Genomic DNA, 25183 nt, shown 5'->3' on the forward strand with positions numbered 1-25183 from the left:
TTTTTCTAGCTGTTCTTTTTTATTATCATCATCTTCAATAAGTGCCTGAGAAATATTAATAATACCGTGAAGTGGTGTTTTAAGTTCATGAGAAGTTCGGAATAGAAAATCATCCTTCATTTTATCCTCTTTTACTAACTGCTCAGTGTATAACTCTTGTGCTTCCTCACGCTGTCGTTTAAGAATATTTATCTTATCTACTAATGCAAGTGATAATAATAGAGATTCGAGACAAGCAGCTACTTGTGGGATAACATCAAAATATATCGCGCGGAAACTAATTATTCCCAGAAAACTTAATGCTTGTAGAATGATAGACACAAGTAAAATCGACCATCCCAACAAATAAAGTCGAGCAGTGCGATTTCCTTTCTGCATAACCCTAAGTGCAGATATCCACAATAAGATAGAGATAATTAGTGCTAAAAGTGGAGCACTGAGATTTAATATACGATCTGGAATTAGCCAAAAAAATAACAACATCAAAAGACTTAGACGAGAGAAAAATGAAAGTGTTATATGTAATTTTGGCAATATTTTCTTAGTCTCTAAAAATTCTTGTCCAAACATAACCATAGCCACGCACAGTAACAACGACGAAAAATCAACATTATCAGCAATAAACCATACTGGAAGGTACTCTCCAAGATATTCAAGGTCTAAGCCATTCATAAATAATTGTAATAGCATGAATGAAATTAAATAGAAAATGTAGTAAACATATACTCTTTCTCTTAAAGAAAAGTATAAAAATAAATTATATAAAACAAGAGAACCTATAAAGCCATAAAAGAAGCCTGATGAGAATTTATTATCTTTAATTGATTCAATTAGTCCCTCATAAGAATATAATTGTGAGAGTACAGTAACAGGAAATTTTTCACCTATTAATTTAATATAAATTGTCTCAATATCTGTTGGATCAAATTGAAACAACATCGACCGAAAATTAATCTCTCGATCCCCTAGATTATTTAAGCCACCCTCTTGTACTTCATATGTATGATTACTTTTCACAAAATAAGCTTCGATTACCTCAAGCCGGTTATAGTACTCAAGCCAAGTCAGCTCATTAAAATTATCACCAATTAATTCCTTTTCTAACTTCAGCCATACTGTATCATTCGTGTAACCAAAATAAGGATACTTTGAATCACTATTGACAAATTCATCATTATACTTACCGGAAAGAATATCATCAATTGTAACCGCTCCTGATGAATCTCTGAAAACTTCATAATTCAGCCCTAAAGGGTAATTATTAACCTTTTCTTCAGCAAGTACATTACTTGGCAATAACCATATCAAAGATAAAATTATAATATTTAGTAAAAAAATATGTCTTCTCCACTTATTCAAACTTACGTTTATACTTCTTTTTACTACTGTCATTGATTGCTCTCCTTATGTACCTTATAAGTTAACACTTTTATCCTCAGTTTTTTAAATAAACATTTTTAGTAGATGCTCTAATTCTGCTTGTTATGCTTCCATAAATTCACTTGTAAATATAAGGTGATTATCAATATTTCCACCCTGATGTTCTTGTAGGTTTGGACGACAGAATGCAGGTAGGAAATAATCATGGTGATAAACATCATTTTCATATTTATATGATAAATTAGCTTTTGATTTGATAGTAAAATATTCTCAGTGTCTTTTCTACTATATTAACCTTATAAAAAAGTAATATATAGTATTTTAGCATCTCACTGTAACAATTGGTAATTGGAGGGGTATATGGAAAAATAATTTATTCATTCATTAACTATCATTTTGTTTTTCCAATGGTATAGACGAAGTATATTTCTTTTAAGAAGTTGAATTGTTGAATAAAGAAAGATGTGAAGGGATGAACATATTGTTGTGTTTATATAATTACCCATTTGAAAATGGATGATTGGTAAGAAGCATTTAAGGTTTATCGGAGTTTCGAGAGTAATGATCGACGTCATGACACAATAGAATACTCTAAAAACGAATACCGTGGTTCAATTCATTTCGTTTGTATTTATAGATAGATTGAAGTGATAATGATATATCCTTCTTATGTAACAGTTTTTCCTTTACCTTTGTTCTCAATTCGAGCTAGAACATGTAAGTAGAAAACCATCAATTTTGTAAAATAACTCAGTAGAATTTAATTTTTATTCAATGAAATTGCTGTCATTACTGAAGTTTAATTAAATTATTGCAACACAAGTGCCCTACTTTGACACTTTCATATATATCCTACTTGTATTATTTTGGAAAATAAATAGATAGAATTCACTCTATCATAAGGTTCTTAACAAAACCTTAAATAATTAAATGTTGAGAGTGATTGAAAAACTGTTCTCAACATTTAATTTCATATCTTCGAGCTTTTCATCGTTTTAAATTTCATCAAGAATGGTTTAGATATCACCTTTTGAATATTTTTTAAGAAAGTATATTCCTTTTTATAACTATCATTTTTCCCCTCTAAATCATAAAATGTATCCTGTAACCCTTGATTTAGACTCAATATTTAAAGAAATTTGTATTATTGAAGGTAGCATGAGGGGTATTTGATTCACGATAATGACAGTTCCGAAATAGAATGTAGTGGTTACTTGTTGACAGAGACTTTTCTTTTTTGCTAATATACCCTCATAGGTATATTACTTATAAATTATTCTTGGAGGTTACAGCATGAACGTAGACAAAGTATTAGATGCAAAAGGATTAGCGTGTCCGATGCCAATTGTGCAAACGAAAAAAGCAATTAATGAATTAACAACAGGTCAAGTTCTTGAAATTCATACAACAGATAAAGGTGCTCAAAATGATCTAACAGCATGGGCAGCATCAGGTGGTCATGAAATGCTAAAAGGTGAAGAAGAGAATGGTGTATTTAAGTTTTGGATTAAGAAAGGTTAAGTTTTAAACATTTATATACCCCTATTAGTATAAAAAGGTTTAGGAGGTGAGTGAAGTTGTCTGAACAAAAGTCTACAAATATTATTCTCTTTAGTGGAGATTATGATAAAGCGATGGCAGGTTATATTATTGCAAATGGTGCTGCTGCATATGACCATAAAGTTACGATTTTTCATACGTTCTGGGGTTTGAATGCGTTACGAAAAGATGAAAATGTGCATGTTAAGAAGGGGCTAATGGATAAGATGTTCGGAAAGATGATGCCTCGTGGTGCAGATAAATTAGGGTTATCAAATATGCACTTTGCAGGAATCGGTCCAAAGATGATAAAAAATGTTATGAAGAAGCATAACGCAACATCATTGCCTGACTTAATTGAAATGGCAAAAATGCAAGATATAAATTTAGTCGCATGCCAAATGACGGTTGATCTATTAGGATTCAAACGAGAAGAATTGATGGATGGGATTGAATATGCTGGTGTTGCTGCATATTTAGCAGATGCTGAAAATGGTAATGTGAATCTATTTATTTAATTAATAATTAAGGTGGATACAGGAATGGATATACTCATTAATATCGTCTTATTTGGGTTAGTTGCATGGTTCCTTTTCACAAGATTTGCTCCAGTTAAGGGTATGAAACAAATTACAACAACAGACCTAAGAGGTGTGCTCAAGTCTACGAGTAGTCAGTTGATTGATGTACGCACACAGAGTGAATTCAAGGCAAATCATATCAAGCGATTTAAGAATATTCCGCTGGATGAAGTTGAAGCACGCTTACATGAACTTTCGAAAGATAGAGAAGTCATTGTGATTTGTCAAAGTGGGATGAGAAGCAATAAAGCTAGTAAGCTATTAATCAAACATGGGTTTACAAAAGTAACGAATGTTAAGGGCGGTATGAGCGCTTGGTAAGAAAATGGAGGAAACGTTCATGAGAGAAATGACAACGATGGAAGTTTTACAGTTACTAAATAACGGTGAAAAAGTTAGCATCATTGATGTTCGTGAATATGAAGAAGTTCAAATGGGGAAAATTCCTGAAGCGAAGAATATTCCGTTAGGGGAATTAGCAAGACGTAAGGATGAACTAGAGAAAAATGAACAAGCGCATATTATCGTATGTCAGTCTGGCAATCGTAGTAAAGCAGCGACTGGTTTATTAGAGAACATGGGTTATAAAGCGATTAATATGGTTGGTGGGATGAATAACTGGAAGGGTTCTACTGAATAACTTTCACACATCAGTAAGTGGATACTTTATTTATCCACCTACTGATGGTTATGCAAGTATAGACGATCGTTTAAATGAGAATTGTATCCTTATATTATTTTTTTGTAATTCAATATACCCTAATAGGTATTTTAGGAGGTCATTATGGAGATTCAAACAGATCTTATCGTTGATGCAAAAGGACTTGCATGTCCAATGCCGATTGTAAAAACGAAAAAAGGAATGAATGAGTTACAAGCTGGTCAAGTAATGGAAGTACATGCAACTGATAAGGGTTCAACTGCAGATATTAAAGCTTGGGCTGAAAGTGGCGGACATCAATACATCGGTACAGTTGAAGCAGATGGTGTATTGAAACACTTTTTAAGAAGAGCAAGTGGAGAAGAAAATGGTGAAAAGAAACATCCACATGTTGTTTCAAATGATGAGTTACAATCGATTCTACAAAATAACGAGGAAATGGTGCTACTAGATGTTCGTGAACAAGCCGAATATGCATTTAATCACATACCAAATGCAAAGTCATTTCCGTTAGAGAACTTTGAAAAAAATGTAACGGAATTAAATCCAGCACATACCTTCTATATTATTTGTCGAACGGGCAATCGTAGTGATGTTGTTGCTCAAAAGTTAACTGAAGCAGGTTTTGTTCATGTTTTCAACGTCGTACCTGGTATGAGTGAGTGGACGGGTACAACTGCTGGTTTGGAATAAGCTCATATAAAATAACAAAATTAAAGGAGTGTTACGATGTCTAATCGAGTCGCAATTATCGCAAGTAATGGTGGGTTATTTGATGCATACAAAGTATTCAATATTGCAACGGCTGCAGCCGCAAGTGATCAAGAGGTAGCTATTTTCTTCACGTTTGAAGGTCTTAATCTGATTCATAAGCAAGCAAATACACAGCTTCCAATGCCAGAAGGAAAAGAACATTTTGCACAAGGATTTTCAGATGCGAATGTACCATCTATTCCTGAATTAGTCGGAATGGCTAAGGAATTAGGGGTTAAGTTCATTGGTTGTCAGATGACGATGGATGTCATGAAGTTAACGACTGATGACTTTGTTGAAGGCATTGAAGTTGGTGGAGCTGTAACCTTTTTAGAATTTGCAAAACAAGCGGAAGTAACATTGACATTTTAAATCAAACGTTAAGTTATAAAATTTTTTACAATAAATTATACAGTAGGGGGTAAAAAGGTGTCAGTCAGAAAAATGACAGCTCATGAAGTGACGGAAAAAGTGTTGAATAAGGAAAGCTTATTTATCTTAGATGTGCGTAATGAAAGTGATTTTAATGATTGGAAAATCGAAGGCGAAAATTTCGAATATCTAAACGTTCCATACTTTGAGTTACTCGATGGTGTTACTATCATTATGGATAAAATCCCAACTGATAAAGAAATTCTCGTCGTTTGTGCTAAGGAAGGTTCTTCTATACTTGTAGCTGAGATGTTGTCGGAAGAAGGTCTAGACGTTTCTTATTTAAGCGGTGGGATGAAGTCTTGGAGTGAACATCTTTATAAAGCTAACGTATACGAAGATGATGATATCAAAGTATTTCAGTTTGTTCGTGTTGGAAAAGGTTGTTTGTCGTACATGGTTGTATCAGACGGCGAAGCGTTGATCGTTGACCCATCACGATTCACTACCGAATATATAGAAGCAGCACGGGAAGAGGGAGCGACGATTACTCACATCGTTGATTCACATTTGCATGCCGATCATATTTCAGGTGGGAAGGAATTAGCAGAGGTTACAGATGCTAATTATTACTTGATGAAGAGTGAAGGTGCAGTATTCAATTTCAATCCGTTAGAAGATTACGAGAAAATTGAGTTCAAACATGTTGAATTAGAAGTGCTTGCAGTGAAAACACCTGGACATACCCCAGGAAGTGTTTCATTCTTTGTAAATAAGAAGTTATTATTCTCAGGTGATACGATCTTTGTTAGTGGGCTAGGCCGACCTGACTTAGGGAATAAAGTGAGAGAATGGGCAAATGACTTATATAACACGGTCTATAACAAAGTATCGCAAATTGCAGATGATGTGATCGTTTTACCTGCTCATTATGCGGACTTTGATACTGAAATGAATGAACAAGGATATATTGGAGATACGTTAGGAAACATCCGTACACGAAATGAAAAGATGTTCACAGCATCAAGAGAAAGCTTCCTAAATGATGTTGAAAAATCAGCTAGCTCAGTGAAACCACCTAATTTTGAAGAAATTATCTCAATTAATCGAGGCGTCGAAGCTGCTGATGTTGAGAGGCAGCAAGAGTTAGAAATCGGGCCAAATCGCTGTGCAGTTCATCATACGGATTAATCATGAACGATGCTGAAGGAAATCATGAAGGGTACTTTACTATAAAGTGCCCTTTATGTTGTTAGAAGGGGGAGATATGATGGATATCATGTTTATGATTACAATTTTCCTTATTGGTTTTATAGGTTCTTTTATTTCTGGGATGGTTGGAATTGGTGGTTCGATCATTAAGTATCCAATGTTACTCTACATTCCACCATTACTCGGCTTTACGGCTTTTACCGCACATGAAGTATCTGGCATTAGTGCTGTTCAAGTATTCTTTGCAACGATTGGTGGTGTATGGGTCTATCGAAAAGGTGGTTACTTAAATAAAACACTTATCCTCTATATGGGGACTAGTATTCTAGCAGGTAGTTTTATTGGTGGTTATGGCTCTAAACTAATGGCGGCTGATACTGTAAATCTTGTGTATGGAGTTTTAGCAACAATTGCCGCTATCATGATGTTCGTGCCGAAGAAGGGCAATGAGGATATTCCACTTGAGCAAGTTACGTTTAACAAATGGTTAGCTGCAACACTCGCATTTATAGTTGGAATAGGTGCTGGTATTGTTGGAGCTGCGGGTGCATTTATCCTCGTTCCGATTATGCTTGTTGTGCTTAAAATTCCGACAAGAATGACGATTGCCTCTTCATTAGCAATTACTTTCATTTCATCGATCGGTTCAACAATTGGCAAAGTAACAACTGGACAAGTTGAGTATGTCCCAGCGATTATCATGATTGTTGCTAGTTTACTAGCAGCTCCATTAGGCGCAAAAGTAGGGAAAACGGTTAATACGAAGATTCTTCAAGTTATTTTAGCGATCTTAATTTTAAGTTCAGCCCTGAAAATTTGGAGTGATTTTCTTGGGTTCTAACGATATACTATGATGTCTCATAATAAGTAAGCCGCTTCGGATAAGACCAAAGCGGCTTGTTTAAATCTTTTCATTTCATCAGTTAAGTTAGCTAAGGCAGGTGTCTATCGATTTCTCGCGATAAAACGAATGAGTGAAACGTCACTATTGTTATTCTTCGCTTCTATATATACCTCATTTTCTCCAACAGAATAATGGAGCAACCATTCACCAGTGATGTCATTTAACCCTTCATATGTAGGTTCCCCTAATATTTCTTTTACTTCATTTAATGGTTGTTCAACATGTACCCCAAACAAAGAGATTTTATTTGTTATTAGTGTGACAGCAATTAATGTTGAGTCAACTTGTGATAGTGAGAATGCAATATTGTCATAGACGAGTAGCTCTGCCCCATCATACATCGTTTCTTCTATCGGTTGACCGAATTCTTCCATAATTTCTTCTTTTGCTGAGCCAATTTGAACACCTAAGTGATCAAGGGAGCCTTCGCTAAATGTATCAATTGATACAGATGATTCTGAAGTCATCTCTTCATGTGCCTGTTCTGGTTGCTCAACTGGTGCCTCTTCAGGAGCGGTTGTAGGTTCCTCTACTACTTGTTCATTATTGTTACATCCAGCTAAAATCACAAAAGAAAAAATGAGAAAAAAAGTAAATTGTGTTATCTTTATCATAAAATCATCACCTTTATAGAAGGATAGTTTACTAGAATCATACATAAACAAGTAAAAACGTGCAATATAGAAGTTATATGGAAATTAAAATTAAAGAATTTATTTAAGTCAATTTATTACACGAGGGATGATGTCATGTTCTTACTTAAATTGTTAACTGCAATAGTTTTATTGGTTTTGATTGCATATTTAATTCATCGTTATATATCAATTATAAGGTTATTGAATAAAAATGAAGCGGTTCTCTTTCCGAAGCAAGATAAGGAATTTGAAACTATTCTTAGCTACAATCAGGCTGTTGTGACGCAACCGAAGTTTGAAAAGCAAAAGCTTAACTTAGTCATAATGGGAGTTATTATTATTATAGTAATTATTATAAGTGTGTTTATTTTAACTGGATATTCTTTTAACTTTTATTCAATTATATTATTGTTATTAGTTCCATTTTTGTACATGGAGAGGTTTATGAATCTTTTCGCCTTCACTAAAGAAGGATTATGGAGTGGTGATCGACTTATACGTTGGGAGAAAATCATTGAGTTTCAATTAATTCGAATCAATATGAATCATAAATATTATGGCTATTCAAAGAACATTAACGACAAGTATGAATTGAAGATTAAAATTGGAAAATTACGTAAACTGAGCTATATTATTACGTCAGATGAGACAAAAGATCATATTACTGAAATTCTCAAAAATAACGCTGTTGCTGAAGTTGGAGAGTGAATGAAATGGATAACAGAGGAGCAGTGTAATATGGGAGACAAAATGTTATCGCGTGAAGAAATTGATGCGTTGTTAATGAATAAGAATGGGGTAGAACCCAACGAAGTTCCAGATTATCATGAAGTTCCTGAGTATATTGAAGAGCAACTTATGAGCCTTGCAACGGAAAAGATATCCACATACACTGACTCTTTACTAGTAGTCATAAGCAATCGACTTTTGAGTAAGATAGAAACAGAGAATATTGAGAGTTTTCAAGAATGGCAGCTAGTCCTCCAAATTGATGTTATTCGAACAATGGCACTTATTTTGACTGGTTACGAACCAACAATAAAGAAGGTAAATGAACTACTTTCTCTAAAAAATACGTATACATATAGTAATGTAGATTGGGAAAAACGACTACAATTGCTTATTCAATTTGTATCACGTTTATCTGATAAGGTATGGGAAGGCATTCATAAACAGGGTTCTGAACTTTCAACATCTTCCCTTTGGTTATATACATATCTACAGCAGGAACGAAGAACGATTGAATCATTGCATCGGATTGCGCCAAGAGATTTTCAAGTATTGTTAAGGGCGTTTTTGCAGAGGTATCATCTATCTGCCCTAGCGATATTAACAAAAAATTGTCCGCATGAAATAAGACAGTTCGTCTATCATAACTTGTCTTCACGCTTAAGACAGCAACTTGTTCAAGAGGAAGTTATTGTGAAGGAGCATTCAGAAAACATCTATGATTCGTTTAAGATGAAGTTGATTAAGTTGGTCATCTCTCTTGAAGCAAAGGGAGACATCATTTTTCTTCATGCTCCATTCGTGAACAAAAAGAATAGAATCGAATAAAGAGCAAAAAACTAGTCATATTCTGGCTCTTCTGTCGTAATTAATGTGGTAATTGGGATCGTATGTTACAGTATGACAAAGAGGCAAAACAGTGAATGAAGAGAATTGAAGCTTAACAAAAAATGATTCGTATAGGGGGAGAAAGATGAGCACAAGAGCATGGATTGTCATTGATTATACAAATGATTTTGTTTCAGCAGACGGAGCATTGACTTGTGGAGAACCAGCACAAGAGATGGAAGCTGACATTACATCATTAACAGAGCAAGCGATAAACGATGGGGACTTCGTCGTGTTCGCTGTTGATGTACATAAGGAAAACGATCCTTATCATCCTGAAACAAAATTATATCCACCACATAATATTGCTCATACAGAAGGTAGGTTGTTGTTTGGAACATTGGAAAGCCTTTATCAAAGACAACGATATGCACACAACGTATATTATATGGATAAAACACGGTATAGTGCATTCAGTGGAACAGATCTAGAAATAAAATTACGTGAACGTGGAGTAACAGAGCTTCATTTATTAGGCGTGTGTACCGAGATTTGTGTATTGCATACTGCAATCGAAGCTTACAATAAAGGGTTCGATATCGTTATTCATAAGAATGCTGTTGCAAGCTTTAATGAGCAGGGGCATGAATGGGCATTAGGGCATTTTAAGCACGCGCTTGGTGCGAAAGTTGTTGAATAGGATGACGAAATTTTAAATTGAAATGATTGTTATAGAGGATGTTCAAAAAGTCAGGGGAAAAAGACTGTACTTTCACAGGATGTGTTGATCCCACGTTCGCCACAGGACATGAAAGGTTTTAGTGGGCTTCCTTCATACCCTATTCGCAAGTGTTTTCGGAGAAGTAAATTCCTCGGTATAAGTCAACAGAGATGCTCCTCCGTCCTTTTTGAACAGATTGCTTTAGAAAAAGGCTGCATTTTCACGCAGCCTTTTTTGTAATTTTGAAGTTCAATTATCTCAGGTCAATCACCCTGACCAGAAGAAAGTATTAATTAATGGGGGCCTTAGTATCCGTATCCACCAGCAAAACAAGCACATCCAACGATTATTAACAAGATGAATAATACAACGACTAAAGCAAATCCTCCACCATATCCTGCTTCTGCCATTTGTCAATCACTCCTTTTTGTATTTTCAAAATCAGTATATGTTTTGAGTGGTAACCGTGTGATGAATCCATGTTTTTTGTGTGTTAGCCTATTTTTAACGAATTAACCGAAGTTAACTCACCAGTAAACATCGAGCACTCACGTATAGTTAACGCATATTCGTTAACTATTAGGGAAAGAGAAAGAACTGATGGAAGTACTCCTTTATTGTAAGCATGTCAATTACGACAGCTATTTCTTGTTATCTCCCATCATTTTTGTAATTTCTGATAAATCTTTTGGTCCATTTCCACTTAGAATGGTTTGAACAATCTTTTCTTCTGTCTCTTTTGATACCGGTTTATTTGCAAGGGTGGATACTTCCTTAATGACATGCCTTAATGTCTTTTCATCTTGTAAGTTAGCATTTTGCAAAGAATTGGCTAATTGAAAGACTTTATCCATTTTCACTCCAGTTTTCTTTTCGAAGTTACCGAATAAACCCAATTGATACCCTCCTTCCAAAGCATAGTCTAATAGCATAGTATGGGAAAGAATGTTACTTGGTATCGTCAAATGTCATGGTTTTTGAAAAGTGGTGAAAATGCCTATATAAATACTCAAAATAAAGAAGAAAAATCAAAGTTAACCTATTTGAGTGTCTATTTTTTCATCGTGGATGATGAATACCTATACATAATTAGTAAAACTACATACCTTATTATCAAGAGATATCCTTCTCTAGTATGGATATACGAGGGAGGTGAAAACTATGAGTTGTGGATGTGGCTGTGGTGGTTATGGATATGGTGTTCAACCAGCACGTTCAGCAGGTAGCGGTTTTGCTTTGATCGTAGTATTATTCATCCTATTAATCATCATCGGATGTATATGCTTCTCTCACTAAAGTAAAACATTCATAGGAATGAAAGGTTGACTCATTCGTTATCGAGAGTCAGCCTTTTTGTAATGAGTTAGATGATTAAATCATAATAACATCGTTCACTTGAGAAGATGGATTCATTTATCACATGTTCACGATCGGTAAAATGCCACTGATAATAAGTTAGATTTTGTAAATAAGTACTTTTAAATAATGATTCATTGAAAAGAAAATACGAATGGAATGAATAAACTTCCACTCTGTGTTACTTGTAGTTTTTTGAAATTAAATATCAGAAAATTATAAAAAATAAAATAAAAGGTCGATTGATGGTATATTTAAACTATTCCAATTTTTTCATAAGATTAGTGATATTTCCGCATAAAAATCGAATCATATGGTTTTAAATTCATATGATCGAGCTTCATTTCTATAACATACATGTCATGCTCATAGGTGTTTCGTGTCTTTTTACATAATAAAGCGAATTAGATGAAAAAGGGAGTTGAGAACATTATGAAGTTAAGCATCCGTTACAAGCTACTCTTGTCATTTGCAGTTGTCCTACTCATACCAAGCTTATTAATTGGTTATATTGCCTTTCATAGTGCAAAGGATAAAATTTCTGAGAACTATGTGCAAAATGCCTCAGAAAATATTACTTTTGTCAGTCATATGTTAGATCAAATAGCTGTTCCTAAAAAAGCAGATGTGGAGTATTTTTCATCATTGATATCGATAAACGATCCGATGTCAGAAACATTTACGAAATTTGAGCAATATCATAAATTAAGAGAAGATGTTCAGCATGTATACATTGGGACATCATCAGGGGATATGTACATTTCTCCTGATGCTGATTTAGAAGATGGATATGATCCGAGAAAAAGACCTTGGTATCAACAAGCTTTGGAAGCAAATGATACCGTTATTACAGAACCATACGTGGATGCAGTAACAGGAGAAATTACAGTTACAGTCGCTAGACCATTACATGATCATTCAGGAATTATCGCAATTGACTTCAAATTAGATGAAATTTCTAAGGTTATTAATGATATCGAAATTGGTAAAGAAGGGTATGCATTCATATTAAGCCAAGATCAGAAGTTAATTTCTCATCCGACAGCTGAAGTAGGAAAAGAAATGGAAGGAGACTGGGCTTCAAATTTATTTGAACAAGATTCAGGTGCATTTTCTTATAAAGAAGGTGGACAATCTAAAGAATTAGTCTTCTATACAAATGATACTACTCAGTGGAAAATAGCAGGAACATTAGCTACGAATGAGGTTAACAGTGAGGCACAACCAATCTTAATTAAAACAGTGGTCGTGATTGCGTTATCGATTATAGTTGGAACGTTCATTGCATTAACCATTATTCGTTCGATTACGAAACCTTTGCAAACGATCAAAGAAGTAGCTGGAAATGTTACACATGGTGACTTAAGGGAAACAATTCATATTAGTAGTAAGGATGAGCTTGGAAAGTTGAGTGTTGCGTTTAATACGATGATTGAATCATTACGTTCAATTTTATTCAACATTAATGGTCAAGCCAATTCACTTACTTCGACCTCGGAAGAATTTACAGCAAATACAGAACAGGCGAGTCATGCAACCGATCAAATTGCCGCTAATGTTCAAGAAGTGACAGCAGGCATCGAAAATCAATCAAATAACATTACTGAGATAACAAATATCATTCAACAGATGACAGCTGATATCCACCAAATTGCTGAAAGTTCCAGACACGTAACAGAAACAGCAACCGAAGCAACATTAGCAGCTAATGAAGGTACAAAGTCAGTGCAGACATCTGAAGAACAGATGCATTATATTTCGGAAAAGATGAATGATATGAAAAATTCGGTTCAATCATTAGGTACTCGTTCATCAGAAATTGAAAACATTATCGGTGTGATTACTCATATCGCTGAGGAGACGAATCTACTTGCATTAAATGCAGCGATAGAAGCATCACGAGCTGGAGAGGCAGGTAAGGGATTTGCGGTTGTTGCTCAAGAAATTCGTAAGCTTGCTAACCAATCGTCTGCATCAGCTGAACAAATTAAACACTTAATCAAAAATATTCAAACAGAAGTTTCTCAAGCTATTCAGCATACAAATGAAGGAACAACAGAAACAGCGAAAGGTTTGGAAATCGTTTCAAAAACAAGTCATTCCTTCGATAACATTGAGAAGCTTGTTGAATCGGCAGCTACGCAAATCAGACAAGTATCTGATGCGTCACAGCATCTATCAAATGGTTCTGAGCAAATTATTAATTCAATTGAAGAGATTCGTAGTGTGTCAGAACATAACTCTTCGAACATTCAAACTGTATCAGCAGCAACTGAAGAACAATTAGCATCGATGGAAGAGATTGCTGCAAGTGCAGACAACTTATCAAAAATGGCTGAAGAACTTCAACAAGCCGTGTATCAATTTAAGTTTGATAAAGAGTAATCGTTTTGAAAGGAGATGAATTCGTCTCCTTTCTTTTTCTTATTAATGAGAATGAATGACAAGCATAAGGTTAGTAGTTATCACAGTTCTAGGATAGATAAATTGTAATTATCTGCATGCTTTGATAGCATGAGGTCAGATCCAAATTTTATTAATATTGTCATGATGAGATGGAGGAGAAATGAAGATGGCTAATGCAAATGAAGTTTTCGGACAAGCTCTAGTAATGTCTCTAAAAGGTGAACGTGGACATATTCCAATTGAAAGAGCACTATCTGATATTGATGCAGAACTAGCAGGCAAACAAATTGATGAAGTGCCTTATACGATCTATCAATTAGTAAAACATATGCTCTACTGGCAAGATAAGTTTTTGGAATTCCTTGATGGTGGTCAGCCAGTCATGCCTACAGCTGTTCATGAAATGTGGGAAGAAGAAAGTAAACCAGCTAGTCCAGAGGAATGGAAAGAAACGATTGAACGTCTATTAAAAGGAACCGATCAAGCATGTGAAATTGCAATGAATGTTCAACTAGATGATACGTTAAATAAATGGCCGACAGAATCGAAGGCAAGCATTTTAAGAAATATGGCATCTCATAATTCATGCCATTTAGGAGAAATCATTTTAATGCGTCGATTATTTGGAGCATGGCCACCTGTTGGCGGTGGGTATCCAGCTTAACGATCGTTGAAGTTCATGCGGTGTTTACCAATGTCTTTTATAGGCATGTTAAAGACCGCTTTTACTTTTTAGTTAGAGTATTTTATCAATTGTGTTAGGAATATACCTTCAGCAATTTCATCCTGTTTATGTTCAATAAATCCATGTTTTTCGTACAAGTTAACAGCAGGTTGATTAGCAGTTCCTGTTTGAACAATAAAAGACTTCGCATGTTTCTGAGTCGTAAGAACATGATTAAGTAGAGCAGAAGCAATCCCCTTATTAAAATGGTCAGGATGCACGACCATTCGACAAATGTTAATACTTTCATCCATGCTCATATATGAGATAAATCCAGCGAGATTCCCTTCAACATAATAACCATAAAATGTTTCATCACATTCTTGTAAATCTTGAATCGTATCAAATAACCTTGGAATACGATCAAACTGAATAAGTTCTGCTTCGACTTTGTATGAAGGTATTTGAATCTCAAGAATTTGTTCGGCTTCAGATTTATTTTTGTTGTTTATTTCTATTATCAATTGCATCCCTCCTATGAGTTTTTATCATCTTTATAGAATAGTGTAAATATCATTATAACTTATTACTAATTTGAGAGAAAAATAGGTAAAAGAGTTAGGGGAGAAGTTCATGATTAAGAAGTTTACATTTTTTTCGACGATATTAAATGAAGAGAGAACGATACGTATATACGTTCCGAAACGATATAAAGTAGAAGAGCATTCATATCCAGTGTTATATATGCATGATGGACAAAATGTATTGAACGATGAAGAAGCAGTTGGTGGAACATCTTTATTATTGGAACGTTATTTCGATCAACATGATGTGGAAATTATTGTTGTCGCAATTGATTCGAAAACAGGTGAAGATCGAATAAATGAATTTTGCCCGTGGGTAAACGGTGAATATAGTAGGCGAATCACAGGAAATGTAAGTTCCTTAGGTGGAAAGGGCACTGACTATGTTGATTTCATTGTGAAGGAATTGAAACCTTATATTGATAATGAGTTTCGAACATTGAAGCAGCAAACATATATGGGTGGAATATCATTAGGTGGACTTATTTCAACGTATGCGATGTGTAGATACCCACATATTTTTACTAGAGTTGCAGCCATTTCATCTGCTTATTTTCGAAATCAAGAAGAAATAGAGCAGTTAATCCGAAATACAAACTTATCAACAGTGGATAGATTCTACTTAGATTGTGGAACAAAAGAGTTAAGTCATAATGAAGCGGTGAGTCGTGAATTTGTCATATCTAATAAGGCGATTTATGAAATGGTAAAAGATAAAATTTCAGTCACACACTTTGAAACGATTAATAATGCTGAGCACAGTTACGCTTATTTTCAAAAACGAATCCCTAGTATTTGTTCTTTTTTATTATGAGAAAACGAGAGTAAGAGAAGGGGAGAACTTCCTATTTCGTAAGCATGGTAAGTTCATGCTCTTACTAAAAATGTAGGGCCACACTTATGTTACATATGTTACTGAAATATTAACAAACGTTTTCAACGTACAAATTACCCTCATTAACTAATGTTAACCCTCGTACTACTATGTGAAATAAAAAGAAGGGAGATTACGGTGAATTAAATTTCTAATAGAAAAAAATATTTTCTATGGTTGTACGAATCAATAACTTCTCGGAGGTAACAATATGTTGAAAAAAATAATTTCCGTGATGATGGTGTTATCGATGATTATCTCACCATTGTTTAGCGGTAATATTGAAGCAGCAGCTAATTACCAGCATAGTGTTAACACATTAAGTGGAACGAAATCACAAATTACGTTCACTTCGAATGTAAACACGAGCTGGGTTGATGTTCATTACAAAGTAAACTCAGGTGTTCAACAAAATGTAAGAATGAACAGATCGGGATCAACATTTACACAAGATGTTAACAATTTGAAATCAGGAGATGTGATTAGCTACTCATTCACATATAACAACGGCACGCCTGCATATAATACACCTACATTTGAAGGTGTACACGGTGCAACAACAGTTCCGGAACCAACACCGGAGCCGAAACCAGAACCAAAGCCAGAACCTAAACCAGAGCCAACTCCAGAGCCAAAACCAGAACCAGAACCGACTCCACAACCGGAGCCAACTCCAGAACCAGCACCTGTACCAGAACCAAATACAGATGTTGAGCCACTTGTAATTGATAACTTTAATAAGTGGACGCAATGGAATGCTAATAAAAACGATTTAGGTCAAGCAATTACAAAAAATGGTGGAACATACAACCTTGAAGGAGAAGCAAATCTATATTTCTTCTTTAACGGTGGAACAGCAGGTCAATCATTTGATCAATACTTAAATAGAAATATCTCAAACTACGATACGCTAGAAATTTCGTTAAAAGGTGGAAATGGTGGAGAAGAGCAGTTCATCAACATCATTTTAAATGATGGAACAAATCGTTCTTTAAAACTATCAGATTACGGTAACCTTACTAACGCTTACCAAACAATCAAAATTCCATTATCTGATTTTCAAGCAAACTTAAATAATGCTAAATTTATTCGATTTGAAGGTAAAGGAACAGCGAAAATTGTTCGCATTAATGAAATGAAACTTACATCGACTGGAACTGTGACTCAGCCGGAACCAACACCAGAGCCAGAACCGACTCCGGAACCAACACCAGAACCGGAACCGACTCCAGAGCCAGAACCAAACCCAGCGAAAATTGATGCGTATGCAAAAATTGAAGCTGAAAGTTACGACTCTATGCGTGGTATTCAAACAGAAGCAACAACTGATGCAAACGGTGGAAGAAATGTAGGTTGGACTGACAACGGAGACTACATCGCTTTTGAAAATGTTGATTTTGGTACGAGCGGAGCAAAAGGTATTGAAGCTCGTGTAGCTAGTCAATCTAATGGTGGAACAATTGAAGTACGACTAGATAGTCCAAATGGAAATTTGGTTGGAACAGTTGCTATCAATAATACTGGTGGATGGCAATCTTGGGTTACGAAGTCTGCCGCTATCTCAAATGTAACTGGTACACATGATGTGTATTTTGTATTCAAAGGTGCAGCAGGTGGAATTGGAAACTTGAACTGGGTTACATTTACGAAGGACTCAGTTACTACACCAGAGCCAAAACCAGAACCTAAACCAGAACCAACACCAGAGCCAAAACCAGAACCAAAACCAGAACCAAAACCAGAACCGACTCCAGACCCGGGAACAATTCCTTCTGGGAACGGTGTTATGACATTCCAGTTACAAAATGGAACTGGTGGACAATATTCTGATGATGAAATTTATTGGGCTATCCTTGGTTATAACAAAGAAACACGTCAGCTTAGTTATGTAGATCAAAATGGTAACTTAATTCCAAGTTCAGTTAGTGACAATGATGCACCAGGTCACTTAACGAAAAATGGACAAAACTATCCGAACTATTTCTCTAAGATGAGTGACATTGATTGGGTTTCAATGCCAGAGATTGATTCTGGAAGAATGTTTATTAGTGTTGGTAGCCCAATGTATATTAAATTAAACATGGCTGCTGATGGTCGCGTTGGATTTGCTGGACCAGACTTAAACAATCCAACAGATCCTAACCAAGATATTTATTTCGAGTGGATTGAATTCACAATTGACCAGTGGGGTTATCACGGTAACTCAACTCGAGTGGATCAGTTTAGCTTCCCAATTACAACTAGATTACTAGGTTCTGGCGGATATGACAGAATCGTAGGTGAAACGTATTCACGTGATGAAATTTTCGCTGCATTCAAAAATGAAATGCCAGCAGAATTCCAAACATTAGTTGAAGAGCCATATCGAATTGTTGCACCTGGTAAAGGTCAATTTAAGGAAGGCGGCATGTACGCTAACTATTTCGATAACTATGTAGATGAAGTTTGGGATTATTATCGTACAAATGAGTTGAACTTCACGACAGAAGCTGGAACATTCAACGGTCGTGTTGTAGGAGATAACTTTGTCTTCTCGAAAAACGGTGGACCTGCTAACTTAACGATTAACGGAAAACCAACAACACTTCAAGTTCTAGAATGTTCAGGTCCAATGGACACAGGAACACCAGATGAAAAAGTAGTAGAAGCGCAATTATGTGCTGCATTAAACCGAGGAATCATGTATGACCCAGCGAATTGGAGTAATGATGATGCCTTCTATCAAAATGATACAGCAAACTTCTATGCGAAATTCTGGCATGATTACAGCATTGATGGCTTAGCTTATGGCTTTGCTTACGATGATGTAAGAAACTTCAGTACGTTATTAGAACATCCAAACCCAGATGCATTGATCATTAATGTAGGCTGGTAATAGCTTAACGATTAGGGTTCATTCCATTACTGCAATTTGACTATGCAGTAGGGAATGAACCCTTTTTCTCGCTGAAATTTCTTTCTAAGTCGCAAGTTCATACAAGTTTTGCATACTATAGTATAACCCTTCATTGTCATAATGTTGGGTAATAATTGAACTTGAAGGAGGGGAAAGGATAATGGAAGACAAGAGCTTTGTCATTTCTCAGGAAGATTGGTCCCTCCACCGCAAGGGATTTGAAGATCAACAGCGTCATAAGGAGAAAGTGCAGGAGGCAATTAAGAATAATCTTCCGGATTTGATTACTGAAGAGAACATCGTCATGTCCAATGGTCGTGATGTCGTCAAAATTCCAATTCGTTCATTAGATGAATACAAAATTCGTTATAACTATGATAAGAATAAACATGTTGGTCAAGGTGAAGGTGACAGTAAAATAGGAGATGTCATTGCGCGCGATGGTTCTCCAAGTCAGAAAGCAGCAGGAAAAGGCAAGGGACCTGGTGACCAAGCAGGTGAAGATTATTATGAAGCAGAAGTATCACTGTTAGAACTTCAAGCAGCATTATTTAAAGAACTTGAATTACCGAATCTCCAACAGAAAGAACGTGATGAAAATGTCGTTGAAGACATCGCCTTCAATGATGTACGAAAAACAGGTCTAATGGGTAACATAGATAAGAAACGTACGATGAAAAATGCATTCTTACGAAATGCGATGCGTGGAGAACCAGGGTTCATTCCAATTACGAAAGAAGACCTACGATTCAAAACATGGAATGAAGTTGTTCGTCCCGAATCAAAAGCAGTTGTACTTGCCATGATGGACACGTCAGGTTCAATGGGTGTCTGGGAAAAATATATGGCACGCAGTTTCTTCTTCTGGATGACACGTTTCCTTCGTACGAAATACGAAACTGTCGAAATTGTCTTCATCGCACACCATACCGAAGCCAAAGTCGTATCTGAAGACGACTTCTTCTCAAAAGGCGAAAGCGGAGGTACGATTTGTTCATCCGCATATCGCAAAGCACTCGAACTTGTTGATGCGAAATATTCACCTACACACTACAACATCTATCCATTCCATTTCTCAGATGGCGACAACCTAACATCCGACAACGCACGCTGTCTAAAATACGTGGAAGAACTAATGAAGAAAAGTAGCATGTTCGGGTATGGGGAAGTGAATCAGTATAGTTGGCGAGGATGTACCCTGCCTGAATTAGAGTGTAGGTTTTAATATTAAAATGAAAGTACATAAAAACAGCAATAACTTGAAAAAAATTATTGCTGTTTCAAAATGTTCAATGTTGCTTGTTAGGGCTATTTTTTTAAAAAATTGATAATTGATGTTCTTTTTGTTTATTCATTTTTTGTGAGATTTTATACTTTTTTTGTTTGATTTTTTTTTGTTTAAGTTTTTTTGTATATAATTTAAGTTGATTAAGTCCATCGGGATCGATGGACCTTAAAAAGGAGAACCATCCATTAATATGTAATGATAACTTGTCTTTTTCTAATTTACTTAAGTTTGTATCAAAGTATAATTTATGTATTTTTGCTCTTAAAAGTCTCTTTTTCTTTCTTCCTATACTAATAGAGCCATCTGTGGATATTACTAAGCCAGTTATCTTTACTAGATTACCAGGTCTTAAGAACCTTGCTTTATTTTCATTTAATATATAACCTTCATTTTTAATAATTTTTTCAACAAAACCCTTAACCTTTATTAATTTGTCAGGGTTATTTGCTGAAAGTGTAATATCATCAGCATATCTTGTGTATGTTATATTTCTTTTACTTACGTAGCCTTGGATTCTTCTATCAAGCCTAATGTTAATTAGATTAGAAAGAATAGGAGAAGTTACTCCTCCTTGTGGTAATACTCCTTTGTAACAACAAAAGTTTGAAAGAATAATTGAAACATGTTCATTGTAACCTAAAGCTCTAAATAGTTGATATACATGTTTTTGAGGAATAGTACCAAAAAAGTCTTTTATATCAAGGCATAGAAAAAAGCTACTACCAGTATGCATTTGTGCGTTATTTTTGAGATTGTATCCTTTAATATAAGCAGTTGCTGAACTATCACAGGATAACTTTTCTAATATGTTTCTTAGAATCCATGCTTGGACGGCCTTTAAGCGTTGGGTTGGACAAGCTAATAATCTTTTCGACCCATCTTTCTTTTTGATTTTTACTTCTTTGTATTGATAATCAACGTTTCTGGATAGTTGATTAAGGAAATGTTCACTTAAATTCATTAAAAGTGAAAGGTCCTTTAAGTTATTAATAGTAGGAAGGTTTAAAAATCTGCTTGCTATATTACTCAAATTAATCACACCATAAAAAATATTAGGTCTAAAGAACCTTACCAAAATTAAATTGCACTTAATTGGGGTTAAGAATGTAAAGATTCTTGAGCACAATTAAGTGTAATTTGCGAAACAGCGCCATAAAGATGGCAATCTTTATGGTGATGTTTTGCAAAAATGTGTGTTTATACCAGAATAGCGAAACACTATTCCAAAGACGGATTCTAAGGAATCTTTAGACCATTTTTAATTTTCTTAGTTTGAAGTTTAACACTCTTACCCTAATATTGTCTAGTTTACCATGAATAAACTTGTTAGAATATTCCTCTGTTAACTTAATTCTTCCTTTAGCAGATAAAGTATACTGTTTTTTGTTCGAATTATATATAAGTTCCCCTCTTTGAGATAAAATACTTAAACAAGAAGTAGGTATTCCTTTATCCGTATTGTTAAGAGAAGAGTTACTATTAATATGATTAAAAACTTCAGTAATTTCGTATTTATTTAAGTTTTCAAATACATATAAAAGAGCTAATAGGAACTTTTCGGCAAACAGGGGATTTGATAAATTATATCTTAGTAATGAGCCCTGATTTTTTATAGACTTAATAGCTTGCATTAATTTTTTTTTCTTATAAATATCAAATTCTTCATCTGGATTTATATGTATTACTTTAGAGTTTGTATGTTTTTTTAAAAACTTAGCTGGTCCTAAATTAATAAAGCTTTTATCTTTTTTGTATTTTGAATTTAAATATACAACTAATTTATTTTTTAATTGCTCGTGATTTGAAAAAGCCCCTAACTCAGTGAAAGACCCTGGACTCTCTACACACATAACTACGGCATCAACGCTTTCAGCAAGCAAATTCTCTAATGTTAATAAATCATGGTATTGCTGAAAAATTTGTTCTTCAAATATTAATTCAGGAAAAAAAATATTGAAATTCTGGTTATTTTCTAATGAATTATAAATTTTTGCTCTTAAACTTTGTTTGTTTTTTATATCACTGCCTATGAGAAAAATATTAAATTCTTCTCGCATAGAACTTTGTATAAACGGTAACACAAGTTCATAAAGTTTTTGTCCCATTGATAAATTAAAACTTTTATTTAAAGATTCTTTGTAATTTTTAGACATCTCTTATCATCCTATAAAAAAAATTTAGATAATTATACCATACTATGGAGTATGAAAAATGGTTGAAGTGTATAATAATTTTCTATAATTTAGTAAAAATTTCAATTACAAATTCATCTTTCTCCCTCCAATCTTTCTTTCTGATATAAGAAACCTTTTCAAGAACAGATTTAAGCATCCGATTTTTCTTTTCAATATCCTCTGTTACATGGTAAGCCTCCAACACACTTTTAATTTTCGGAGCAAACTCATGCATGCTTTTTTCCTGAAAGGATTCTTTCTCGATTTCTTTCTTAAGTTGCCCCATTTCAGTCTTAGCAGCTTTAATACGCTCAACTATCGATTTCTGCCGTTCCATAAACGTATTCACATCATAAATCCCACGCTCTAAGAAGTCATGAAGGTTACTTTTCTGTTTATTCAATTCCTCAAGTTCTTGTTCTTTCTTCTTCAAAGCTTTTTGTTTCAACGGTATATCACTATTCTGCTCTTGCTTCTTTTCAATCATTTCCTCCCGTATTTCAAATGTATCGACAATTTCTTTAAGTCCTTGCAAAATTCGTTCTTCTACTAATGATAGTGCCGCCCCTTTTTGCTTTCCTTTACATGAAGACTGAACACACCTTACTTGTGGGTTTGGGCGATCTTTTCGTGGTTGATAGACCATTGAATGACCACATAATTCACAAATTAAAATACCAGCGAGAGGGTTTGAGAGTTTCTTTGTTTTTGTAGTTGGAGGTCTCCAACGCTTTTTATGAGATGTATTTGCTTTGTCAAATAGTTCTCGAGGAACGATTTGCTCATGGGCATTGTCATGACGCTGCCAGCGTTCTTCGGGCATTTTTCGGCGTTGATATTTCCCGTTTTGTTTGATGTATTTTACTTTGCCCCAAATAATATGTCCAAGGTAAACTTCGTTTTTGATGATAGCTGAGATTGTTGAAGGGTTCCAATAAACTCCTTCAGGTGGTTTAATAGATAATCTATCTAATTCTTCAGCAACAGATTTTCGTCCATGTCCATTTGCGATCAATTCGAAAATTTTCTGCACGACCCAGCTTTTTCCAGGGTCTGGATATAGTTTTAAGTTATCATCACGCAAGTAGCCATATGGAGGAGCTTTAGTAATTGATTTTCCTTCTTTTGCAGATGCTCTTCTACCACGTTGCATACGTTTTACAATTGCTTTTAATTCTTCTCTAGCAACAAGTGATTTTATTGTGAAAGTAAGCTCTTGGTTTTCATCATTCGGATCAATAATTTCAGTAGGTGTAATGATGAGTGTTTCGGAAAAGCGAAATACACGATAAATTGTCCCTTGGTCGACCATATCACCACGGCCAAGTCGATCTAGGTCCATTACAAGTACGCCATCTACAATGCCGGACTCAACTTCACGTAGAAGTTTTTGCATCTTCGGTCTTTCTGAAATGTATTCTCCAGAAACGATTTCTTCATAGATATCAATGATGTTGTGATCTTCTTTCTTGGCAAGGTCGAATAGTTGCTTGCGATGACGTTCTAATGTATCAAAGCCGCGTCCTTCTTCATTAGCACGTTTTTCTTCTTCTAAATCTTTTCGACTTTTGCGTAAGTATATAAAAACATCAAGGTTTGTAGGTCGATACATCTTGTTCACCTGCCTGAATACTTGTCCATAACCGTACCTTTAAAATGATATATATGCATGAATGAGTAATAACTTGCGAATGAATTGGATGTCGAGAAGTGATGAAGAACAATTGGGATGTCCTCCTTCTCCTTTTGCATACAGATAGACAAAGGGGGAATGGACAATCAAAGAATTTAAGTATGGAAATTCGACTGTAGTCATACATTCGTCACTTGCATTAATGGATAAGGAACAACAACGAGAATGGTACAAACAAGAGTGGGAAAAACAGAATCCCATTTTAAAAGCCATGGTTGAAGCAGCTGTAAGCTGTCAAACAGAAGAAGAGAGCCCAATCACTAATTACTAGTGGTTAGGCTCTCTCTTTTTGTTTACTATTATTCATTTTTATGAACGATTGCCCAGATAGTGAATAAAGAATAGGAGTTTTGCTAATGATATGGTTGACCTTCTTGAAAGGTGTCGATCCCTTGTTCCACGATTGAAATAAGGTATTGAGCAATATCTGGTCTAATCTTCTCAAGCTCTTTAAGGTGGTGACTTAATCGCTCGATACGGAAGTGGATTTCATTAAATTGCTCAGTTGAGTTCGATTCAGACTGAAAAATATCACTCCAATTAATGTTCAGTTCTTGTTGCAGTTTAGGAATAATTGAAAGCTGTACCGTATCAGTCTTTCCTGTTTCGAGATTACTGAGATAACCAGATGAAATATCTAATTTTTTTGCTAGTGCATTAAGCCCTATCCCTTTTTGAGTTCGAATTGTTCGTATCTTTTGTCCAAGTTCATTCATAAGTTAAAGCCTCCTAGAAAGGTGAATGTGATGAAGAGAAAACGTGAAATAACGTTAGAATCAATTAGTTATGTACACGACCCAGAAGCCGCAAAGAAGTGGTTTGAAATATACATTGAAATCGTAAAAAAGCAACTTCTAAAACAGCAATCAAATCCAAAGGACTAGCCCCTCTTAAAACAGCATAGGTTGTAATAGAACAACTAGATGAAGGAGG

At 35.0% G+C, this 25183-nt stretch carries 27 protein-coding genes and 1 pseudogene; 19 read left to right on the plus strand and 9 right to left on the minus strand.

Annotated features, from left to right (window positions below; translation table 11 throughout):
• On the minus strand, nt 1-1392 hold a 1392-nt coding region (locus BFG57_RS10230), incomplete at its 3' end, for a 7TM diverse intracellular signaling domain-containing protein (protein WP_069717400.1).
• Nucleotides 1393-2673: 1281 nt separating this feature from the next.
• Between BFG57_RS10230 and BFG57_RS10235 the strand changes: the two genes are divergently transcribed.
• The 8 genes from BFG57_RS10235 to BFG57_RS10270 all read left to right on the plus strand — a co-directional run bounded on the left by BFG57_RS10235 (nt 2674) and on the right by BFG57_RS10270 (nt 7339).
• On the plus strand, nt 2674-2901 hold the full coding sequence (locus tag BFG57_RS10235; RefSeq protein WP_069717401.1) for a sulfurtransferase TusA family protein: 228 nt from the start codon (nt 2674-2676) through the stop codon (nt 2899-2901).
• 56 nt (nt 2902-2957) lie between these two features.
• Nucleotides 2958-3437, plus strand: coding sequence for a DsrE/DsrF/DrsH-like family protein (locus BFG57_RS10240; protein WP_069717402.1), 480 nt, complete (start codon nt 2958-2960; stop codon nt 3435-3437).
• Between the two features lie 24 nt (nt 3438-3461).
• Nucleotides 3462-3821, plus strand: a complete 360-nt coding sequence (locus BFG57_RS10245) for a rhodanese-like domain-containing protein (protein WP_069717403.1) — start codon at nt 3462-3464, stop codon at nt 3819-3821.
• A gap of 19 nt (nt 3822-3840) precedes the next feature.
• Complete coding sequence (locus BFG57_RS10250; RefSeq protein ID WP_069717404.1) at nt 3841-4140, plus strand: rhodanese-like domain-containing protein; 300 nt, start codon at nt 3841-3843, stop codon at nt 4138-4140.
• 141 nt (nt 4141-4281) lie between these two features.
• The gene (locus tag BFG57_RS10255; RefSeq protein ID WP_139125105.1) at nt 4282-4854 is read left to right on the plus strand and encodes a sulfurtransferase TusA family protein; all 573 of its coding nucleotides are present in this window, start codon (nt 4282-4284) and stop codon (nt 4852-4854) included.
• A gap of 36 nt (nt 4855-4890) precedes the next feature.
• On the plus strand, nt 4891-5286 hold the full coding sequence (locus BFG57_RS10260) for a DsrE/DsrF/DrsH-like family protein (RefSeq protein WP_069717406.1): 396 nt from the start codon (nt 4891-4893) through the stop codon (nt 5284-5286).
• Between the two features lie 72 nt (nt 5287-5358).
• Nucleotides 5359-6477, plus strand: coding sequence for an MBL fold metallo-hydrolase (locus tag BFG57_RS10265; RefSeq protein ID WP_425388501.1), 1119 nt, complete (start codon nt 5359-5361; stop codon nt 6475-6477).
• 79 nt (nt 6478-6556) lie between these two features.
• Entirely contained in the window at nt 6557-7339 is a 783-nt protein-coding gene (locus BFG57_RS10270) for a sulfite exporter TauE/SafE family protein (RefSeq protein ID WP_069717408.1), read from the plus strand.
• 104 nt (nt 7340-7443) lie between these two features.
• Here BFG57_RS10270 and BFG57_RS10275 read toward each other — a convergent pair whose 3' ends face one another.
• Nucleotides 7444-8016, minus strand: coding sequence for a hypothetical protein (locus BFG57_RS10275; RefSeq protein ID WP_069717409.1), 573 nt, complete (start codon nt 8014-8016; stop codon nt 7444-7446).
• Between the two features lie 135 nt (nt 8017-8151).
• Between BFG57_RS10275 and BFG57_RS10280 the strand changes: the two genes are divergently transcribed.
• The 3 genes from BFG57_RS10280 to BFG57_RS10290 all read left to right on the plus strand — a co-directional run bounded on the left by BFG57_RS10280 (nt 8152) and on the right by BFG57_RS10290 (nt 10294).
• On the plus strand, nt 8152-8745 hold the full coding sequence (locus BFG57_RS10280) for a hypothetical protein (protein WP_069717410.1): 594 nt from the start codon (nt 8152-8154) through the stop codon (nt 8743-8745).
• Nucleotides 8746-8775: 30 nt separating this feature from the next.
• Nucleotides 8776-9594, plus strand: coding sequence for a FliG C-terminal domain-containing protein (locus BFG57_RS10285; protein WP_069717411.1), 819 nt, complete (start codon nt 8776-8778; stop codon nt 9592-9594).
• A gap of 145 nt (nt 9595-9739) precedes the next feature.
• Complete coding sequence (locus BFG57_RS10290; RefSeq protein WP_069717412.1) at nt 9740-10294, plus strand: cysteine hydrolase family protein; 555 nt, start codon at nt 9740-9742, stop codon at nt 10292-10294.
• A 326-nt stretch (nt 10295-10620) separates the two neighbouring features.
• On the opposite strand, the gene BFG57_RS18395 is transcribed toward BFG57_RS10290, so the two are convergent.
• Together BFG57_RS18395 and BFG57_RS10295 are read right to left on the minus strand one after the other, a co-directional pair.
• The gene (locus tag BFG57_RS18395) at nt 10621-10725 is read right to left on the minus strand and encodes a YjcZ family sporulation protein (RefSeq protein ID WP_083249183.1); all 105 of its coding nucleotides are present in this window, start codon (nt 10723-10725) and stop codon (nt 10621-10623) included.
• 231 nt (nt 10726-10956) lie between these two features.
• Nucleotides 10957-11211 carry a stage VI sporulation protein F gene (locus BFG57_RS10295; protein WP_281186661.1) on the minus strand — a complete coding sequence of 85 codons (255 nt, stop codon included), beginning with the start codon at nt 11209-11211 and terminating at the stop codon, nt 10957-10959.
• A gap of 265 nt (nt 11212-11476) precedes the next feature.
• Here BFG57_RS10295 and BFG57_RS19140 point away from each other — a divergent pair, with 265 nt between their 5' ends.
• From BFG57_RS19140 to BFG57_RS10305, 3 genes are all read left to right on the plus strand, one after another.
• Nucleotides 11477-11611, plus strand: a complete 135-nt coding sequence (locus BFG57_RS19140; RefSeq protein WP_083249184.1) for a YjcZ family sporulation protein — start codon at nt 11477-11479, stop codon at nt 11609-11611.
• A gap of 492 nt (nt 11612-12103) precedes the next feature.
• Nucleotides 12104-14056 carry a methyl-accepting chemotaxis protein gene (locus BFG57_RS10300; RefSeq protein ID WP_175428324.1) on the plus strand — a complete coding sequence of 651 codons (1953 nt, stop codon included), beginning with the start codon at nt 12104-12106 and terminating at the stop codon, nt 14054-14056.
• Between the two features lie 187 nt (nt 14057-14243).
• Nucleotides 14244-14741, plus strand: a complete 498-nt coding sequence (locus BFG57_RS10305) for a DinB family protein (RefSeq protein WP_069717415.1) — start codon at nt 14244-14246, stop codon at nt 14739-14741.
• Nucleotides 14742-14809: 68 nt separating this feature from the next.
• Here the strand turns inward: BFG57_RS10305 and BFG57_RS10310 are convergent, their stop codons facing one another.
• Entirely contained in the window at nt 14810-15265 is a 456-nt protein-coding gene (locus BFG57_RS10310) for a GNAT family N-acetyltransferase (RefSeq protein ID WP_069717416.1), read from the minus strand.
• Between the two features lie 109 nt (nt 15266-15374).
• Here BFG57_RS10310 and BFG57_RS10315 point away from each other — a divergent pair, with 109 nt between their 5' ends.
• The 3 genes and pseudogenes from BFG57_RS10315 to yhbH all read left to right on the plus strand — a co-directional run.
• Nucleotides 15375-16139 (plus strand): alpha/beta hydrolase, encoded by a 765-nt coding sequence (locus BFG57_RS10315; RefSeq protein WP_069717417.1) that lies wholly within the window; start codon nt 15375-15377, stop codon nt 16137-16139.
• A gap of 271 nt (nt 16140-16410) precedes the next feature.
• On the plus strand, nt 16411-19074 hold the full coding sequence (locus BFG57_RS18935) for a beta-1,3-glucanase family protein (RefSeq protein ID WP_069717418.1): 2664 nt from the start codon (nt 16411-16413) through the stop codon (nt 19072-19074).
• A 181-nt stretch (nt 19075-19255) separates the two neighbouring features.
• A pseudogene (gene yhbH / locus BFG57_RS10325) lies at nt 19256-20278 on the plus strand (sporulation protein YhbH); the annotation flags it as partial.
• Nucleotides 20279-20411: 133 nt separating this feature from the next.
• On the opposite strand, the gene BFG57_RS10330 reads toward yhbH, so the two are convergent.
• The 3 genes from BFG57_RS10330 to BFG57_RS10340 all read right to left on the minus strand — a co-directional run bounded on the left by BFG57_RS10330 (nt 20412) and on the right by BFG57_RS10340 (nt 24169).
• The gene (locus tag BFG57_RS10330) at nt 20412-21413 is read right to left on the minus strand and encodes a retron St85 family RNA-directed DNA polymerase (RefSeq protein WP_069717419.1); all 1002 of its coding nucleotides are present in this window, start codon (nt 21411-21413) and stop codon (nt 20412-20414) included.
• Nucleotides 21414-21630: 217 nt separating this feature from the next.
• Nucleotides 21631-22536 (minus strand): retron St85 family effector protein, encoded by a 906-nt coding sequence (locus tag BFG57_RS10335; protein WP_069717420.1) that lies wholly within the window; start codon nt 22534-22536, stop codon nt 21631-21633.
• An 82-nt stretch (nt 22537-22618) separates the two neighbouring features.
• Nucleotides 22619-24169 (minus strand): recombinase family protein, encoded by a 1551-nt coding sequence (locus BFG57_RS10340; RefSeq protein ID WP_069717421.1) that lies wholly within the window; start codon nt 24167-24169, stop codon nt 22619-22621.
• Nucleotides 24170-24392: 223 nt separating this feature from the next.
• Here BFG57_RS10340 and BFG57_RS19420 point away from each other — a divergent pair, with 223 nt between their 5' ends.
• Nucleotides 24393-24521: a hypothetical protein gene (locus tag BFG57_RS19420; protein ID WP_281186663.1), complete on the plus strand. Its 129-nt coding sequence runs from the start codon at nt 24393-24395 to the stop codon at nt 24519-24521.
• Nucleotides 24522-24603: 82 nt separating this feature from the next.
• On the opposite strand, the gene BFG57_RS10350 is transcribed toward BFG57_RS19420, so the two are convergent.
• Nucleotides 24604-24966: a helix-turn-helix domain-containing protein gene (locus tag BFG57_RS10350; RefSeq protein ID WP_069717423.1), complete on the minus strand. Its 363-nt coding sequence runs from the start codon at nt 24964-24966 to the stop codon at nt 24604-24606.
• A 30-nt stretch (nt 24967-24996) separates the two neighbouring features.
• Between BFG57_RS10350 and BFG57_RS18940 the strand changes: the two genes are divergently transcribed.
• Nucleotides 24997-25134 carry a hypothetical protein gene (locus tag BFG57_RS18940; RefSeq protein WP_175428325.1) on the plus strand — a complete coding sequence of 46 codons (138 nt, stop codon included), beginning with the start codon at nt 24997-24999 and terminating at the stop codon, nt 25132-25134.
• Nucleotides 25135-25183: the final 49 nt, after the last annotated feature.

Source organism: Bacillus solimangrovi (assembly GCF_001742425.1).
Lineage (GTDB): Bacteria > Bacillota > Bacilli > Bacillales > Bacillaceae_N > Bacillus_AV > Bacillus_AV solimangrovi.

Bases quoted from the DNA above. Each gene is read 5' to 3' on its own strand.
- BFG57_RS10235 (WP_069717401.1), top strand. From the start codon at position 2,674: ATGAACGTAGACAAAGTATTAGATGCAAAAGGATTAGCGTGTCCGATG.
- BFG57_RS10245 (WP_069717403.1), top strand. From the start codon at position 3,462: ATGGATATACTCATTAATATCGTCTTATTTGGGTTAGTTGCATGGTTC.
- BFG57_RS10250 (WP_069717404.1), top strand. From the start codon at position 3,841: ATGAGAGAAATGACAACGATGGAAGTTTTACAGTTACTAAATAACGGT.
- BFG57_RS10260 (WP_069717406.1), top strand. From the start codon at position 4,891: ATGTCTAATCGAGTCGCAATTATCGCAAGTAATGGTGGGTTATTTGAT.
- BFG57_RS10265 (WP_425388501.1), top strand. From the start codon at position 5,359: ATGACAGCTCATGAAGTGACGGAAAAAGTGTTGAATAAGGAAAGCTTA.
- BFG57_RS10270 (WP_069717408.1), top strand. From the start codon at position 6,557: ATGGATATCATGTTTATGATTACAATTTTCCTTATTGGTTTTATAGGT.
- BFG57_RS10275 (WP_069717409.1), bottom strand. From the start codon at position 8,016: ATGATAAAGATAACACAATTTACTTTTTTTCTCATTTTTTCTTTTGTG.
- BFG57_RS10280 (WP_069717410.1), top strand. From the start codon at position 8,152: ATGTTCTTACTTAAATTGTTAACTGCAATAGTTTTATTGGTTTTGATT.
- BFG57_RS10285 (WP_069717411.1), top strand. From the start codon at position 8,776: ATGGGAGACAAAATGTTATCGCGTGAAGAAATTGATGCGTTGTTAATG.
- BFG57_RS10290 (WP_069717412.1), top strand. From the start codon at position 9,740: ATGAGCACAAGAGCATGGATTGTCATTGATTATACAAATGATTTTGTT.
- BFG57_RS18395 (WP_083249183.1), bottom strand. From the start codon at position 10,725: ATGGCAGAAGCAGGATATGGTGGAGGATTTGCTTTAGTCGTTGTATTA.
- BFG57_RS19140 (WP_083249184.1), top strand. From the start codon at position 11,477: ATGAGTTGTGGATGTGGCTGTGGTGGTTATGGATATGGTGTTCAACCA.
- BFG57_RS10300 (WP_175428324.1), top strand. From the start codon at position 12,104: ATGAAGTTAAGCATCCGTTACAAGCTACTCTTGTCATTTGCAGTTGTC.
- BFG57_RS10305 (WP_069717415.1), top strand. From the start codon at position 14,244: ATGGCTAATGCAAATGAAGTTTTCGGACAAGCTCTAGTAATGTCTCTA.
- BFG57_RS10315 (WP_069717417.1), top strand. From the start codon at position 15,375: ATGATTAAGAAGTTTACATTTTTTTCGACGATATTAAATGAAGAGAGA.
- BFG57_RS18935 (WP_069717418.1), top strand. From the start codon at position 16,411: ATGTTGAAAAAAATAATTTCCGTGATGATGGTGTTATCGATGATTATC.
- BFG57_RS10335 (WP_069717420.1), bottom strand. From the start codon at position 22,536: ATGTCTAAAAATTACAAAGAATCTTTAAATAAAAGTTTTAATTTATCA.
- BFG57_RS10340 (WP_069717421.1), bottom strand. From the start codon at position 24,169: ATGTATCGACCTACAAACCTTGATGTTTTTATATACTTACGCAAAAGT.
- BFG57_RS19420 (WP_281186663.1), top strand. From the start codon at position 24,393: ATGGATAAGGAACAACAACGAGAATGGTACAAACAAGAGTGGGAAAAA.
- BFG57_RS10350 (WP_069717423.1), bottom strand. From the start codon at position 24,966: ATGAATGAACTTGGACAAAAGATACGAACAATTCGAACTCAAAAAGGG.
- BFG57_RS18940 (WP_175428325.1), top strand. From the start codon at position 24,997: ATGAAGAGAAAACGTGAAATAACGTTAGAATCAATTAGTTATGTACAC.